Genomic DNA, 15,932 nt, shown 5'->3' with positions numbered 1-15,932 from the left:
AATATAAAAAGTCGTTACCGAGTTATCGGTAGCGGCTTTTTTATTTTAACTAGTTTTATATCCAAATGTCTTGTGTAAGAATGCATAAAGAAATATTGTATAGATAAGACTAATGAGGGAGTGTAAAAAATGACAACAGTATATGAATTTACGGTGAAGAATATAAAAGGGGAAGATGTGCCTTTAAGCAAGTTCAAGGGTAGACCATTAATAATCGTAAATACGGCAAGTCATTGTGGATTTACACCACAGTTCACTGAACTTCAGACGTTATATGAAAAATATCATGATAAAGGATTAGAGATACTAGGATTTCCTTGCAATCAATTTAACAACCAGGAGTTTGAGGATATTGGTAGAACGCTGGAGTATTGTCAACTTAATCATGGAGTTACTTTTCCAATGTTCGCAAAAGTAGATGTTAAAGGAAACGATATTCATCCATTATTTGAATACCTTATAGCAGAACAAAAAGGATTTTTATCTAATGGTATAAAGTGGAATTTTACAAAATTTCTAATTGATAAAGAAGGAAATGTAGTAGGGAGATATGCTCCACAAACACCTCCCCTAAAAATGGAAAGAGATATTTTAAAAATAACTTAATAGAAAAATCCGAATTAATGTTTAATTTAAGGGTTCTTGACACTAGACGTGCACGCTGATAACCTTGTAATAATATTCAGTTATAGAAGGAGGAAATTAGAAATGTGGGAGTCTAAATTTCAAAAAGAAGGTTTAACATTTGACGATGTTTTGTTAGTTCCAGCTCAATCAGAGGTATTACCAAAAGATATCAATTTATCCGTTCAACTTACTTCAAAAGTTAAGTTAAATATTCCGGTAATAAGTGCAGGTATGGATACTGTAACAGAAGCTAAAATGGCAATTGCAATGGCTCGACAAGGTGGATTAGGGATTATTCATAAGAACATGAGCATTGAAGAACAGGCAGAGCAAGTTGAAACAGTTAAACGTTCTGAAAATGGAGTTATTACAGATCCTTTCTTCTTAACGCCATCTCATCAAGTTTACGACGCAGAACATTTAATGGGGAAATATAGAATTTCTGGTGTTCCAATCGTAAATAATGAAGAAGATTTAACATTGGTTGGCATTATTACAAATCGTGATTTACGCTTTATACAAGATTATTCTTTAAAGATTGATGAAGTAATGACAAAGGAACAATTAGTAACAGCACCAGTTGGCACTACACTCGAAGATGCAGAGAAAATTTTACAGCAATATAAAATTGAAAAGTTACCGATTGTTGATGAAAATGGCATGTTAAAAGGGTTAATCACCATTAAGGATATTGAAAAAGTGATTGAATTCCCTAATGCAGCAAAAGACCATCTTGGGCGTTTACTAGTAGGAGCAGCTGTTGGTGTAACAAAAGATACAATGCTTCGTGTGGAAAAACTTGTAGAAGCACAAGTAGATGTGATTGTTATTGATACTGCACACGGTCACTCTCAAGGAGTTATGGATACAGTAAGAAATATTCGTGAAGCCTATCCTGATTTAGATATCGTTGCTGGAAATGTTGCAACTGGTGAAGCAACTCGTGCATTGTTTGAAGCAGGTGCAGACGTAGTTAAAGTAGGAATTGGACCAGGTTCAATTTGTACAACTCGAGTTGTTGCAGGAGTTGGAGTTCCTCAAATTACTGCGGTTTATGATTGTGCAACAGAAGCTCGTAAAGCAGGTAAAACGATTATTGCAGACGGAGGTATTAAATACTCTGGAGATATCGTAAAAGCTCTTGCGGCTGGTGGACATGTTGTTATGCTAGGAAGCTTACTTGCTGGTACAACGGAAAGTCCAGGAGAAACAGAAATCTTCCAAGGTAGACGTTTTAAGGTATATCGTGGAATGGGATCCATTGCTGCTATGGAAAAAGGATCAAAAGATCGTTACTTCCAAGAAGAGGCGAAAAAACTAGTTCCAGAAGGTATTGAAGGCCGTCTTCCATACAAAGGTCCACTTTCTGATACGATTCATCAATTATTAGGTGGTGTTCGTGCAGGAATGGGATACTGTGGAACAGCAAATTTAGAAGAATTACGTGAAAATGCACAATTTGTTCGTATGACTGGTGCTGGACTTCGTGAAAGTCACCCGCACGATGTGCAAATTACGAAAGAAGCTCCAAACTATTCTATTTCTTAAGATTTATGTATAAATCGAAACTTTTGCACTCATCCGACGTCATAATCTAGGTCGAATGGGTGCTTTTTTAATTACATAAGCGCTTATAGGACAAAGTATGTTAAAATGAGCATGGAGAAAAACTAATAGTGGAGGTACAGTAGTGAAGAAAGTTTGGATGACATCAGTGATTAAGTGGCTAGTACTTCCGATGCTTCTTGTTTCAGTTATATGTGGAATACCGACTGCTACAAAAGCAGAGGATAATTTAAATTTAAACGTCGATGCTGCAATTTTAATTGACGCAGAAACAGGTAAAATTTTGTATGAAAAAAATGCAGATGCATCATTGGGCATAGCTAGTATGACGAAAATGATGACAGAGTATTTACTATTTGAAGCGATTGAATCGGGAAAAATTACATGGGATCAACAATACTCTGTAACAGATTATACATATAAAGTTTCTCAAAATCGTAGTTTAAGTAATGTTCCTCTTCGACAAGATGGTACTTATTCGATTCGAGAATTGTATGAAGCGATGGCTATCTATTCGGCTAATGCTGCAACAATCGCAATTGCTGAAACTATTGCTGGAACAGAAGAAAATTTCGTAAAACTAATGAATGATAAAGCTAAAGAAATGGGTTTAGTTGGTTATAAATTTGTCAATTCCACTGGTTTGAATAATGCAGATCTACAAGGCATGCACCCAGCTAGTACGGGAGCGAATGACGAAAACATTATGCCAGCTAAGTCAGTAGCAAAATTGGCATACTTGTTAATGAAAGATTATCCAGAAGTATTAGAAACGACCAAAATACCTAAAAAAACATTCCGTGAAGGGACTTCAGATGCAATTGAAATGAGTAACTGGAATTGGATGTTGCCAGGTTTAGTTTATGAGTATGAAGGCGTAGATGGACTAAAAACAGGTACGACAGAATTTGCAGGACATTCCTTTACTGGAACAGCTACAAGAAATGGAATGCGGGTAATTGCCGTTGTTATGAAAGCTGTAGATGCAAATGGTGCAGGTTCTTATAAAGCACGGTTTGATGCTACAAGAGCATTATTTGACTATGGATTTAGTCAATTTTCAAAAGAAGAAATTGTCCCAGCAGGGTATAAAATTCCTAAACACAAAACATTGTCTGTAGAAAAAGGAAAAGAAGATACAGTAGCCATTGCTGTTAAAGAGCCAATCTCAATGGTCATTAAGACAAATGAAAAAGATTTGTACAAGCCTGTGTTTACACCAGAAGCGGATAAATTGGAAGCTGGTATTAAAAAAGGCACGGTAGTTGGAAAAGTACATTTAGAAAAAACAGAAGGAACTGACTACGGTTATATTCTCGATCAGGCGACAGAAGTGGACGTTGTGACTACTGAAGCAGTAGAAAGAGCTAGCTGGATTAGTTTAATGTTCCAAGGAATCGGGAAATTCTTCGCTAATTTGTGGGGAAGCACAACGGATTTTATTGGCGGATTATTTTAAGTAAAAAATAAAAAAGCACTGTAAACTCGAACATCGAGCTACAGTGCTTTTTTTCTATTCAATTCTGACTTATCTTTTGGCTTCTCTAAAGAACAACTAGTTTATCGTTTTTTAGGGATACTGCGAAGTAGGTGGTTGATGAAGTGTCCGTTAGATTTTCACTGCAGGTCGGACGCTTTCCGCCGGGTGTGCGATGAACCACTCCCTCCGCTTAGGGCGTCGTTGGAATGTCTCATTAGCCCACTCATCCGGCAGGAGTCGCCGCCTACAGTAAAAATCAATGGTAATTTCTTTTTTATATATGAACGACTTGCTAAAAACAAAACCATAAATAGTATTTAGCGTTTGTAGATCCAATAAATGGCTAAGGGCAACCAAACAGCTGACGAAAGCAACTAGTTCTAGTCTGAAAGCAACCATTTTTCATACAACAAGTTTACTTGGAGTGAGACGCCGATGACTACCGCACAGTTTTCCTCTACCGTGTGAACTATCTTTTACGATGATAACTTTTTTATTTTTAGGGCCTCCATTAGTTGTTCAATGGAAGTTTCAATTTTTTCAACTTGGATTCCACCAAATCCTAATACAATTTTCGGCTTATTAAATAAATTGTCTGGAGTAGACACGTATTCTTGTATGCCATATACGCGTATACCTGCTTGTTTTGCATATGCAATAAGTTCACTTTCCGGTTTTACAGTTTCGAAGGTCAATAAAAGATGCATACCTGCTTGCTCACCAGAAATTGTAACGAGAGGGTCATATGCTGCAATGGTTTTAGTTATTATTTCTAATTTCCTTTTATATATTTTTCTCATTTTATTTAGATGTTTTGCAAAATAGCCTGACTCCATGAACTTGGAGAGTATTTGCTGATCCATTCGAGGTACAGTGGCAGCATAATAGGAATATTTTTGTTTGTACTTTACAATAAGCTGTTTCGGTAATACCGCATAAGCTATTCGAAGAGAAGGCATTAATGATTTTGAAAATGTGCTTAAATAAATGACACGTTCGTTTTGATCGATACCTTGTAATGAGGGTATTGGTCTGCCTGTATATCTAAACTCACTATCATAGTCATCTTCTATAATGTAACGGTTCTCTGCTTGGTATGCCCAGGATAGCAATTGGGTTCTACGGGTTGCTGAAAGAACGGCTCCTGTAGGAAATTGATGAGAAGGTGTTACATACATAACATTCGCATTAGAGTGCTCTAATTGTGAAACGATAACTCCATCTGTATCTACCGAGATTGGTACCGTTTTTTCTCGATCATCTAAAAGCAAGTGATGGGTTAGCGGATATCCAGGATTTTCAATACCAAAAACGGCTTTCTCTCCTAATAAACGGATGATTAATGGCATGAGTTGTTCTGTTCCTGATCCTAAAATTATTTGTTCAGGAGTGCATCTAACTCCCCTAGATTGATACAAATAAGTACAGATTTGCTGCCTTAACGTATAATCTCCTTGTGGGTGACCAAGTAAGAGTAAGTCTTTGTTAGACTCGCTAATAACTTCTTTAGAACATTTTCTCCAAATGCTAAAAGGAAAAGAATCAGTATCAATTTTACCAGGTGAAAAATCAATCGAATAACTATCTCTAGAACCTTCATCTTGAACATTGATAGAAGTACGTTGTTCGATCAACGCTAATTCTGCTAAATTTTGTACGTAAAAACCTCTTCTCGGCTCGGAGGAGATAAACCCCTCCGCAACTAATTGACTATATGCAAATTCAACTGTCGTTTGGCTCACCGATAAATACTCTGCTAGTTTTCTTTTCGAAGGAAGTTTAACGCCCTCTTCAATTGTTCCATTAATAATTGCTTGTTTTATTTCTGTATATAATTGTTCATATAGAGGAATTATTGAGTCCGTTTCAAGCTGAAACATAAGAAAATCCATTTTATCACCTATCTGACCACTTCAATTTTATACATTCTGATACTTTTCATATGGTCATATTTTATTATACTAAAGATTATAACAATTTGGAGGGAAAAAATATGACAATCAATCAAACAGGTACAGATAGAGTAAAACGTGGAATGGCTGAAATGCAAAAAGGTGGCGTTATTATGGATGTTATCAATGCAGAGCAAGCGAAAATTGCGGAAGCAGCAGGTGCTGTTGCAGTAATGGCACTAGAACGTGTACCTTCAGATATTCGTGCAGCAGGTGGGGTTGCTCGCATGGCAGATCCACGTATTATGGAAGAAGTAATGGGTGCGGTAACTATTCCAGTAATGGCAAAGGCACGTATTGGGCATATCACGGAAGCACGTATTTTAGAAGCGATGGGTGTCGATTATATTGATGAATCCGAAGTATTAACACCTGCAGATGAAGAATATCACTTACGTAAAAGTGAATTTACGGTTCCATTCGTATGTGGATGTAAGGATTTAGGAGAAGCAGCTCGTCGTATTGGGGAAGGTGCTTCCATGCTTCGTACGAAAGGAGAACCTGGAACGGGAAATATCGTAGAAGCGGTTCGTCATTTACGTAAAGTGAATGCACATGTTCGTAAAATTGTTCATATGAACGAAGATGAACTGATGACAGAAGCAAAAATTTTAGGAGCACCATATGAGGTATTATTACAAATTAAGCATAATGGTAAATTGCCAGTTGTAAACTTTGCAGCAGGCGGTGTTGCAACCCCAGCAGATGCTGCTTTAATGATGGAGCTTGGAGCAGATGGTGTATTTGTAGGTTCAGGTATTTTCAAATCAGAAAACCCTGAGAAATTTGCACGTGCTATTGTGGAAGCTACGACACATTATCAAGATTATAATTTGCTCGTAGAGATTTCTAAAGACTTAGGAATTCCAATGAAGGGAATTGAAATTTCCCGTTTGTCGGCTGAAGAGCGTATGCAAGATAGAGGGTGGTAATGATGGTTAAAATAGGAGTTTTAGCACTTCAAGGTGCGGTAAGTGAACATATTAGATCTATAGAAGCTTGTGGAGTAGAGGCAATCATCGTTAAAGGTAAAGATGACTTGAAACTTGTAGACGGTTTAATTTTACCAGGTGGAGAAAGTACAACCATGCGTAAATTAATGGATCGACATAATATGCTTACACCTCTTAAAGAATTTGCTACAGCAGGAAAGCCTATGTTTGGTACTTGTGCAGGTCTAATATTACTTGCTCAAAAAATAGTTAGGTATGATTTTTCACATATTGGTGTATTAAATGCTACAGTAGAGCGTAATTCTTTTGGTCGCCAAGTAGATAGTTTTGAAACAAACCTTGAAGTGAAGGATATCGCAACTGATTTTCCTGCTGTTTTTATAAGAGCCCCCCATATTGTAGAAGTAGAGTCAGATGTAGAAATACTTGCAATGCATGCAGACAAAATAGTGATGGTTAGACAAGGACATTTACTAGGATGCTCTTTTCATCCAGAGTTAACGAGCGATCATCGTATTACTGCATATTTTACTGAAATGGTAAAGGAATCGCTTGCCAAAAGAGTTGCTGTATAGTAAAGTGATAGTAATTTCATGATTAAAAAACGATGATAGGAAGTAGTAACAAGCACGTTTTTTTTAGAGAGTCAGCGGTTGGTGGAAGCTGGCAGAAACCCTTGTGAATCCATCCTTTGAGTTGAGCGACTGAATGGTTAGTAAGTCGTATCCGGTTGAAAAGCCGTTATTTTACAAGCGGATTTGACATATGGTCAAGTCAATCAGGGTGGCAACGCGGGTATGCTCTCGTCCCTTTTATAAGGGATGAGGGCTTTTTTGTCGTTTTTGACTAAAAATTAGGAGGAATTTACATGTTAGACGTGAAATTTGTACGAGAAAATTACGAAGCAGTAAAAGCGAAGTTAGCAAAACGTGGAGAAGAAATTTCTGAATTTGATCAATTTCAACCATTAGATCAAAAACGCAGAGAACTGATTGCTAAAACAGAAGTACTAAAGGCCGAAAGAAATGAATTCTCTCAAAAAATTTCAGAAATGAAACGTAATAAAGAAAATGCAGATGATATTATTGCTCGTATGCGTGAAGTTGGGGATGAGATCAAAGCATTGGATGACGAATTACGTGCAGTGGAAGAAAAGTTTGATCATATGATGATGCGCGTTCCAAATATCCCACATGATAGTGTTCCGATTGGCGATTCAGAAGATGATAATGTAGAAATTCGTACATGGGGAGAAGTGCCTTCATTTGATTTTGAAACGAAAGCACATTGGGATATTGCCACTGATTTAAAAATAGTTGATTTTGAACGTGCAGCTAAGGTAACGGGAAGTCGTTTTGCCTTTTATCGTGGGTTGGGTGCAAGACTAGAGCGTGCTTTGATAAACTTCATGATGGATTTGCATGCCGAAGAGCACGGCTATGAAGAAATGCTTCCTCCTTATTTAGCAAATCGCACAAGTTTGACTGGTACTGGTCAGCTACCAAAGTTTGAAGAAGATGCATTTCTAATAAACGAAGAAGATTATTTCTTAATCCCAACTGCAGAAGTTCCAGTAACGAATTTTTACCGTGATGAGATTTTAGATGGAGCAGCATTACCTCAAGCATTTACTGCTTTTAGTGCTTGTTTCCGTTCAGAAGCAGGATCTGCAGGACGCGATACAAGAGGTTTAATACGTCAACATCAATTTAACAAAGTAGAACTAGTACGTTTTGTAAAGCCAGAAGAATCTTATGAGCAGTTGGAGTTACTTACGGGCCATGCAGAAAAAGTGTTGCAGTTATTAGGTTTACCATACCGTGTACTTCATATGTGTACAGCGGATTTAGGATTTACCGCTGCCAAAAAATATGATTTAGAAGTTTGGTTACCAAGTTACGGAGAGTACAAAGAAATTTCTTCTTGCAGTAACTTCGAGGATTTCCAAGCTCGTCGTGCTGGTATCCGCTTTAGAAGAGAGACGGGCGCTAAACCAGAATATGTGCACACTTTGAATGGAAGTGGACTTGCACTAGGACGTACTGTTGCTGCTATTTTAGAGAACTATCAACAACCAGATGGAACAGTAGTTGTACCAGAAGTTTTAGTGCCATATATGGGCGGTAAAACTGTTATTAAGTAACAAAGAAAAGAACCAGAAACTATAATCGCTTCTGGTTCTTTTTTTGTGCTCTAAGATTTCGAAAGAATTGAGTAAGTAGGCTTCCACATTCCTCCGCTAAAACACCTTCTGTTACCTCACATACATGATTAAATCTATTGTCATTTAAAAGGCGATATAACGAATCTACACAACCTGCTTTTGCATCTCTTGCTCCATATACAATGCGTGGAATACGAGACTGTAAAATAGCTCCTGCACACATAGGACAAGGCTCGAGTGTTACATATAAAGTTGTATTCTCTAATCGCCAGCTTTCAATTTTCGCACATGCTTCTTGAATTGCTAATAATTCGGCATGGGTTGTTGCATTTTGCGTAGTCTCTCTTAAATTATAGGCTTTTGCAATTACTTCACCCTGATATACAACAATAGCCCCAATTGGTACTTCTCCAATAGCAGCTGCTTTTTTTGCTTCTTCAATTGCTAAGCTCATATAATATTCATCCAATTTCAATCAACCCCTTATGCATAGTGTAGCATGTTTCATTTATGTTCTGCATATTGTATGTTGAAGGAGTGATCGATTGATATATATAGTGAAACAAGGAGATAGTTTATATGCAATCGCGAAGCGTTTTGGTACAAATACTGCTACACTTGCCTCTATAAATGAACTACCAGACCCTGATGTATTAGTCGTTGGTCAGGCACTTGTTTTACCATCGACCCCTAGTCCAGATCGGCCAATGATTGAGACAAATTTATATGTAGAGTGGTATACCGAAGCACCATCCCAAAGTGTCATTGATCAAGTAGAGAAAAATGCGGATCAATTAACTTACATGATGCCATTTGCTTATGAAGTGAAGAGGGACGGCTCTTTAACTTCTATGGATTGGGGTGGCTTGACCGAAGTTGCCAATACACATCGAGTAGAGACTGTTATTGTACTAGTTAATATTGAGAACTATGCTTTTAGTGATACATTAGCACATACTATTTTCACAAATGAGACAGTGAGGAATAATCTATTTGCACAAACAGTTGCCGAAGCGGAAAGAAGAGGAACAAAACATATTCACGTGGACTTTGAATATATAGATAAAGAGGACAGAGAAAACTATGTGAATTTCTTGAAAGAATTTAAGGATTTTGCAAAAGGGTATGCAATTTCTGCAACACTTGCTCCGAAAACTAGCGCTGAACAAAATGGTAAATGGTATGGCGGGTTTGATTATAAAGGAATAGGAGAAGTAGTCGATTTTGTTGTCATTATGACATATGAATGGGGGTATAGCGGAGGACCACCTATGGCTGTCTCTCCAATTGGTCCGGTTCGAAAAGTATTAGAATATGCAGTAACTGAAATAGAACCTGGAAAAATTATGATGGGACAAAATTTGTATGGATACGACTGGACATTACCATATAAACAGGGCAATCCAATTGCTAAAGCATTAAGTCCGCAACAAGCAATCCAATTAGCTAAAAACCGAAATGCTGCTATTGAGTATGATAAAGTTGCACAAGCTCCTTATTTTCATTATTGGTTAGATGGAAAAGAGCATGAAGTTTGGTTTGAGGATGCAAGATCCATTGAAGCAAAATTTAAATTGTTGAAAGAGTTAAAGTTATTAGGGATAGCCTATTGGCATAGTGGTTTTGATTTTCCGCAAAACTGGTATTTGCTACAGGAAATGTTTCGGATGAATAAAAAATAGAGTATAGTTGTCTTTCTTTGGAAAGGCAACTATATTCTATTTTTTATTTTCTAGCTATGTTAAAATAAAGGGCACGATTTGAAATATTAGAGTGAGGGTAAAATTATGTCTATTCCATTTATTACGGTAGAAGGTCCCATAGGTGTTGGAAAGACCTCCTTAGCAAATATAATTGCACAAACGTATCAATTTGAATTGCTAAAAGAAATTGTGGATGAAAATCCTTTTTAAATAAATTTTATGATGATATTGCTGAGTGGAGTTTCCAAACGGAAATGTTTTTTTTATGTAATCGTTATAAACAATTAAGTGATATAGAGAAAAAGTATTTATCGAGAGATAAAGGAGTAATAGCCGATTACCATATTTTTAAAAATCTAATTTTCGCTAAACGTTCGCTAAATGAAGTAGAATATGACAAGTATGAATCTATTTATCAAATTTTAACGAAAGATATGCCTGTTCCTAATATGGTTATTTATCTTGATGCCAGTTTGGACGTTCTTCTTCATCGTATTAATATGCGTGGAAGAGATTTTGAAAAAAAGATAAGCCCAGATTATTTACAGCAGCTTTCATCTGATTATCGTATGTTTATCGATCACTTTGAAAAAAAACATCCCCATATTCCAGTTTTAAGACTAGACGGCGACAAAATAGATTTTGTTCAAAACGGACAAGACTTACAACTAATATTAGATCAAGTAGATGCAACATTGCATAGAAGGAGTTTATAAGTATGAATTTAAGAGAGAAGTATGGCATCCCCTCTAATGCAGTTATTACAATTGCAGGAACAGTTGGTGTAGGGAAGTCTACAATGACCAAAGCACTTGCGGATGCACTTCATTTTAAAACCTCATTTGAGAAAGTAGATGCAAACCCGTATTTAGATCGCTTTTATGAAGATTTTTCTAAATGGAGTTTTCATTTACAAATTTACTTTTTAGCAGAGCGATTTAAAGAACAAAAAAGAATGTTTGAATATGGCGGAGGATTTATCCAAGACCGATCCATTTACGAGGACACCGGTATATTTGCTCAAATGCATAAAGAAAAAGGAACGATGGATCCGGTAGACCACGAGACCTACACAAGCTTGTTTGAAGCGATGGTCATGACACCGTATTTCCCACACCCTGATTTATTGATTTACTTAGAAGGAACTTTAGATAATATTATTGATCGCATTCATGATCGCGGTCGTCCAATGGAGCAGCAAACACCTGTTGCTTATTGGGAAGAAATGCACGGACGTTATGAAAAATGGATTGACTCTTTTAATGGTTGTCCGGTGCTTCGTTTAAATATAAACGACTATGACATTGTAAAAAATCCAGAAAATGTAGAAATGATTATTGAAAGAATTGGTCATTTTATGGAACAAACTGCAACGTTGCGTAGATAATATAAAACCTCCCGCCAATTGGTGGGAGGTTTTAATATATAATTAAATATGTAATATTCTGAATAGTAACTAGAAAGAAAAATTCGTTACCATTGCAACGAATTCAATCTCTAATTTATGCGTGTGTGTATTTAAAATGGAGGAGGAAGAGGGATTCGAACCCCCGCGCGGTATGACCCGCCTGTACAAGAACAAATTTATCATGTTTGAAAAACAAAGTCAACATATTTAATAATATTTTTAATAAAGCTAGTAGATATAATAAAAAAACGTTTTCGTTGATTTTTCTTTATAAAAAAAGTATACTAGTTAATGCCGTGCTAGGTGGGAAGGTAGCGGTGTCTTGTAACTCGCAATCCGCTCTAGCGAGACTGAACTCCTTCTCTGAGGTTGAATACATGTAGGGTCTGGTATTTGCACGTGATGTTGACGTTTGGGTCCTGCGCAATGAGTGCCCATGAACCATGTCAGGTCCGGAAGGAAGCAGCATTAAGTGGTGCTTTCTCATGTGCCGCGGGGTAGCCTAAGCCGAGTTAACGACAAGGGTGCCGCTTATGTGTTTCAAGCGAAGGAAGGTGCACGGCATAATAATAAAACTATCAACTCATTCGTCTAATAGGCGGGTGAGTTTTTTTATAGAAAAAAGCCATCTATTAATGGAAGAAGTCATAGTCGCTTTATGATATAATAAAATCATTATGGACTATTTAAAGAAAGGGAGGGGAATTTGTTGTCGTATCAAGCTTTTTACCGCGCTTACAGGCCACAGTCATTTGCAGAAATGTCTGGTCAATCTCATATTAAGCAAACTCTTCAAAATGCCCTCCTTTACAATAAAACGACCCATGCGTATTTATTCTCAGGTCCGCGCGGTACAGGAAAAACAAGTGCGGCGAAAATATTTGCTAAAGCTTTAAATTGTGAAAATGGTCCAGCAAAAGAACCTTGTAATACTTGCGAAACTTGTAAAAGCATTACGGAAGGATCTAATACAGATGTAATCGAGTTTGATGCAGCATCTAACTCTCGAGTAGAAGAAATGCGAGAAATTATTGAAAAAGTTCGTTTCGCCCCTTCCAATGCACGTTTCAAAGTGTATATTATCGACGAAGTGCATATGCTTTCCACAAGTGCATTTAATGCTTTGTTAAAAACATTAGAAGAACCACCAGCACATGCAGTATTTATCTTAGCGACGACTGAACCCCATAAGATTCCATTGACGATTATATCAAGATGCCAGCGTTTCGATTTTAAACGAATTACTTCATCTGATATTGTTTCACGAATGAAAGAAGTATTGACAGATGCTAATATTGAATACGATGAAAATGTGTTGAAAGTAATTGCACAAGCAGCAGCTGGTGGAATGCGCGATGCACTAAGCATGCTCGATCAAGTAGTGTCTTTTAGTGGAGAAAAAATGACGCTAGAAGATGCATTATTAGTAACTGGTTCTATAGGACAGGATGTATTTTTCCAATTAGCAAATGCATTAATTGAGAAGGACGTAGCGGAGGCACTTAGCTGTGTAGAACAGTTAATAGAAGATGGAAAAGATCCGGTTCGTTTAACAGAGGATTTTATTACCTTTTATCGTGATTTACTTGTATTACTTGTTGCACCTGAACAAACAGAGTTGTTGGAAATTGCGACAGGAGATACTATGTTTCAAGAGTTAGCCTCTAAATTCGCGGAAGATACTTTGTATAAAAGTATTTCTATATTAACGAATACCCAACAGGAAATGCGTTTTTCTAATCACGCCAAAGTATATTTAGAAACAGCAATTATAAGACTAGCGCAAGTTCCAAGAGGTAACCTAGTAACTACCGAAAGTAATTCAGAACTTGAGCTGAAAGTAAAAGCATTGGAGAGTCAGATCCAGCAGCTCCAACAACAAATTAGCCAAGGGATAATACCACAAGCAAATGCGGCGACACAAGAACAACCAAAAAGACAAAGACAAAAGTCGAATAGTGGTGTAAAGGTTTCTAGTGGTCGTATTCAAGAGATATTAAAAACGGCAACAAAAAGTGATATCCAGACGATTAAAGCTCAATGGGCCAATATTTTGCAACAACTTCAAAAATCACATGCGGCATTATTAAATGATGCTGAACCAGTAGCAGCATCTTCTAGTGCATTTGTGTTAAAATTTAAATATGAAATTCACTGTCAAATGGCCATGGAGAATAAAACCTTTTCTTCTTCCTTTCCTCAGTTAATTGCAAATTTAACGGGTACTGTATACGAGGTCGTATACGTGCCTGAGGAAAATTGGTTGAAGATCAGAGAAGAGTTTATACGTCAAAATGGTTTGAAACCAGGTAACGCGGGAAGTACGGAAGATGCTACTTCAGGGCCGACAGAAGCAATGGAGCTTCTACAAGGAATGGAAGAAATTTCGGAAGATCCTTTAATTGTAGAAGCTGAAAAATTATTTGGAAAAGAATTTGTAGAAGTACATGATGACTAAGGAGGAAATTAATAATGCGTGGAATGGGAAATATGCAAGGTATGATGAAACAAATGCAAAAAATGCAAAAGAAGATGGCGGAGGCACAAGAGGAACTAGGAACTCAACGCTTTGAAGCTTTAGCTGGCGGTGGAATGGTGAAAGTCGTTGTGTCTGGTCATAAAGAAGTACTAGAAGTAGAATTAGATCCAACTGTTGTAGATCCAGAAGATATTGAAATGCTTCAAGACTTAATCGTTATTGCAACAAACGAAGCAATGAAAAAAGCAGATGAAACAGCGAATGCCACAATGGGTCAATTCACGAAAGGATTGAACCTTCCTGGTATGTTCTAGGAGGAAAAAAGATGCATTATCCTGAACCAATATCGAAACTAATAGATAGTTTTATGAAATTGCCAGGAATCGGGCCGAAAACAGCGGCCCGTCTGGCATTTTTTGTATTAACAATGAAAGAAGACACTGTTTTAGATTTCGCAAAAGCACTAGTCGATGCTAAACGAAATTTAACTTATTGCTCTGTTTGTGGCCATATAACGGATATTGATCCTTGTCATATTTGTCAAGACCAACAACGTGACTTGTCGACGATTTGTGTCGTCCAAGATACAAAGGACGTCATAGCTATGGAGAAAATGAGGGACTATAACGGTTTATATCATGTGCTTCATGGTGCTATCTCACCGATGGATGGAATTGGTCCGGAAGATATTAATGTACCTTCTCTTTTAAAGAGGCTGCAGGACACACAGGTGGAAGAATTGATTTTAGCAACTAACCCTACAATAGAAGGAGAAGCAACAGCAATGTATATCTCTCGTCTCGTAAAGCCTTCTGGTATTAAAACAACGAGAATTGCACACGGTTTGCCTGTAGGTGGAGATTTAGAATATGCGGATGAAGTAACTTTATCTAAAGCATTAGAAGGTCGCCGTGAGTTGTAAAGGGGATGCTATACTATTATGTTTTTTCAACGAGCAAAGTTAAAAAAAGAATTCGATCAACAATTTGTAAAGTTAATGCAAGAAACAAAAGAAGACTGGCAACAGGCTCAACGGATAGAGGATTACTTGAATGACTATAATTTAGAGGCGATGGCAAAAAGAAAAATTGCAGAGAGTATTCACTTCTATCTATATAAAGAAGCAAAGATCCGGAATGTGATATTAAAATAAGTATAATAGTAGTACTAGCTTCATACAGTAATAGATAGTTATTTTATGAGAGGAATGATATTCATGAATTTAATTATCATTGGTGGCTCGCTAGTATTACTATTGCTTATTATGTTTAGAAAATCTTTTTCCGGGATCGTAGAAGGATTATCCATTTTCTTGTTTCGTATCGGTTTTTCTATTTTACTATTATACGGTGTGCACTTACTTTTAGGTTTAGCCGGCTATACAATCCCTGTTAATTTGTTCACGGGTGCAGTAGTAGCAGTATTAGGAATACCTGGAGTAGCTTCTGTTGTGGCTATTTCTATATTACTTTAAAAAACTTTAGAAAAAGTGTTGACTTATTTAAATGAAGAGAGTAATATAGTAGGAGTCGCCAAGAGGTAAACAAAACGGCGGACAACATGAACATTGAAAACTGAACATGCAAAACGTTAAGATATA

At 37.0% G+C, this 15,932-nt stretch carries 15 protein-coding genes, 1 other RNA gene, 1 pseudogene and 1 other annotated feature; of the genes and pseudogenes, 15 read left to right on the top strand and 2 right to left on the bottom strand.

Annotated elements, in window-relative coordinates:
* Positions 1-129: 129 nt before the first annotated feature.
* The 3 genes from OR571_RS00805 (at position 130) to OR571_RS00795 (ending at position 3,652) form a co-directional block, all read left to right on the top strand.
* On the top strand, positions 130-606 hold the full coding sequence (locus OR571_RS00805) for a glutathione peroxidase (RefSeq protein ID WP_282240987.1): 477 nt from the start codon (positions 130-132) through the stop codon (positions 604-606).
* A gap of 102 nt (positions 607-708) precedes the next feature.
* Positions 709-2,175: an IMP dehydrogenase gene (guaB, locus tag OR571_RS00800; RefSeq protein ID WP_282240986.1), complete on the top strand. Its 1,467-nt coding sequence runs from the start codon at positions 709-711 to the stop codon at positions 2,173-2,175.
* A gap of 157 nt (positions 2,176-2,332) precedes the next feature.
* A complete protein-coding gene (locus OR571_RS00795) occupies positions 2,333-3,652 on the top strand; it encodes a serine hydrolase (RefSeq protein WP_282240989.1) in 1,320 nt (439 codons plus the stop codon).
* 497 nt (positions 3,653-4,149) lie between these two features.
* Here OR571_RS00795 and pdxR read toward each other — a convergent pair whose 3' ends face one another.
* Positions 4,150-5,565 carry a MocR-like pyridoxine biosynthesis transcription factor PdxR gene (gene pdxR / locus OR571_RS00790; protein ID WP_282240985.1) on the bottom strand — a complete coding sequence of 472 codons (1,416 nt, stop codon included), beginning with the start codon at positions 5,563-5,565 and terminating at the stop codon, positions 4,150-4,152.
* Positions 5,566-5,672: 107 nt separating this feature from the next.
* On the opposite strand from pdxR, the gene pdxS reads away from it, so the two are divergent.
* The 3 genes from pdxS to serS all read left to right on the top strand — a co-directional run bounded on the left by pdxS (position 5,673) and on the right by serS (position 8,721).
* Positions 5,673-6,557: a pyridoxal 5'-phosphate synthase lyase subunit PdxS gene (gene pdxS, locus OR571_RS00785; RefSeq protein WP_282240988.1), complete on the top strand. Its 885-nt coding sequence runs from the start codon at positions 5,673-5,675 to the stop codon at positions 6,555-6,557.
* A gap of 2 nt (positions 6,558-6,559) precedes the next feature.
* A complete protein-coding gene (gene pdxT, locus OR571_RS00780) occupies positions 6,560-7,153 on the top strand; it encodes a pyridoxal 5'-phosphate synthase glutaminase subunit PdxT (protein ID WP_282240984.1) in 594 nt (197 codons plus the stop codon).
* 23 nt (positions 7,154-7,176) lie between these two features.
* Positions 7,177-7,392: a binding site (T-box leader), on the top strand.
* A gap of 54 nt (positions 7,393-7,446) precedes the next feature.
* Positions 7,447-8,721, top strand: coding sequence for a serine--tRNA ligase (serS, locus tag OR571_RS00775; RefSeq protein ID WP_282240983.1), 1,275 nt, complete (start codon positions 7,447-7,449; stop codon positions 8,719-8,721).
* Between the two features lie 19 nt (positions 8,722-8,740).
* Here serS and tadA read toward each other — a convergent pair whose 3' ends face one another.
* A complete protein-coding gene (gene tadA, locus OR571_RS00770; protein ID WP_282240982.1) occupies positions 8,741-9,217 on the bottom strand; it encodes a tRNA adenosine(34) deaminase TadA in 477 nt (158 codons plus the stop codon).
* A 70-nt stretch (positions 9,218-9,287) separates the two neighbouring features.
* Here tadA and OR571_RS00765 point away from each other — a divergent pair, with 70 nt between their 5' ends.
* The 9 genes and pseudogenes from OR571_RS00765 (at position 9,288) to OR571_RS00725 (ending at position 15,806) form a co-directional block, all read left to right on the top strand.
* A complete protein-coding gene (locus tag OR571_RS00765; protein ID WP_282240981.1) occupies positions 9,288-10,424 on the top strand; it encodes a glycosyl hydrolase family 18 protein in 1,137 nt (378 codons plus the stop codon).
* 105 nt (positions 10,425-10,529) lie between these two features.
* A pseudogene (locus OR571_RS00760) lies at positions 10,530-11,161 on the top strand (deoxynucleoside kinase).
* Positions 11,162-11,163: 2 nt separating this feature from the next.
* Complete coding sequence (locus OR571_RS00755) at positions 11,164-11,832, top strand: deoxynucleoside kinase (RefSeq protein ID WP_282240980.1); 669 nt, start codon at positions 11,164-11,166, stop codon at positions 11,830-11,832.
* 315 nt (positions 11,833-12,147) lie between these two features.
* Positions 12,148-12,415: signal recognition particle sRNA large type (ffs, locus tag OR571_RS00750), an RNA gene on the top strand.
* 147 nt (positions 12,416-12,562) lie between these two features.
* Positions 12,563-14,311 carry a DNA polymerase III subunit gamma/tau gene (dnaX, locus tag OR571_RS00745; RefSeq protein ID WP_282240979.1) on the top strand — a complete coding sequence of 583 codons (1,749 nt, stop codon included), beginning with the start codon at positions 12,563-12,565 and terminating at the stop codon, positions 14,309-14,311.
* 14 nt (positions 14,312-14,325) lie between these two features.
* Complete coding sequence (locus OR571_RS00740; protein WP_142541041.1) at positions 14,326-14,646, top strand: YbaB/EbfC family nucleoid-associated protein; 321 nt, start codon at positions 14,326-14,328, stop codon at positions 14,644-14,646.
* Positions 14,647-14,657: 11 nt separating this feature from the next.
* Positions 14,658-15,254, top strand: a complete 597-nt coding sequence (gene recR / locus OR571_RS00735) for a recombination mediator RecR (RefSeq protein WP_282240978.1) — start codon at positions 14,658-14,660, stop codon at positions 15,252-15,254.
* A gap of 18 nt (positions 15,255-15,272) precedes the next feature.
* Entirely contained in the window at positions 15,273-15,485 is a 213-nt protein-coding gene (locus tag OR571_RS00730; protein ID WP_282240977.1) for a YaaL family protein, read from the top strand.
* A gap of 63 nt (positions 15,486-15,548) precedes the next feature.
* Positions 15,549-15,806, top strand: coding sequence for a pro-sigmaK processing inhibitor BofA family protein (locus OR571_RS00725; protein ID WP_282240976.1), 258 nt, complete (start codon positions 15,549-15,551; stop codon positions 15,804-15,806).
* The last annotated feature ends 126 nt before the right edge of the window (positions 15,807-15,932 follow it).

Source organism: Psychrobacillus sp. NEAU-3TGS, assembly GCF_029955155.1.
Lineage (GTDB): Bacteria > Bacillota > Bacilli > Bacillales_A > Planococcaceae > Psychrobacillus.
Note: the sequence above shows the minus strand (reverse complement) of the source record. Positions and strands in the feature narration are given on the sequence as shown.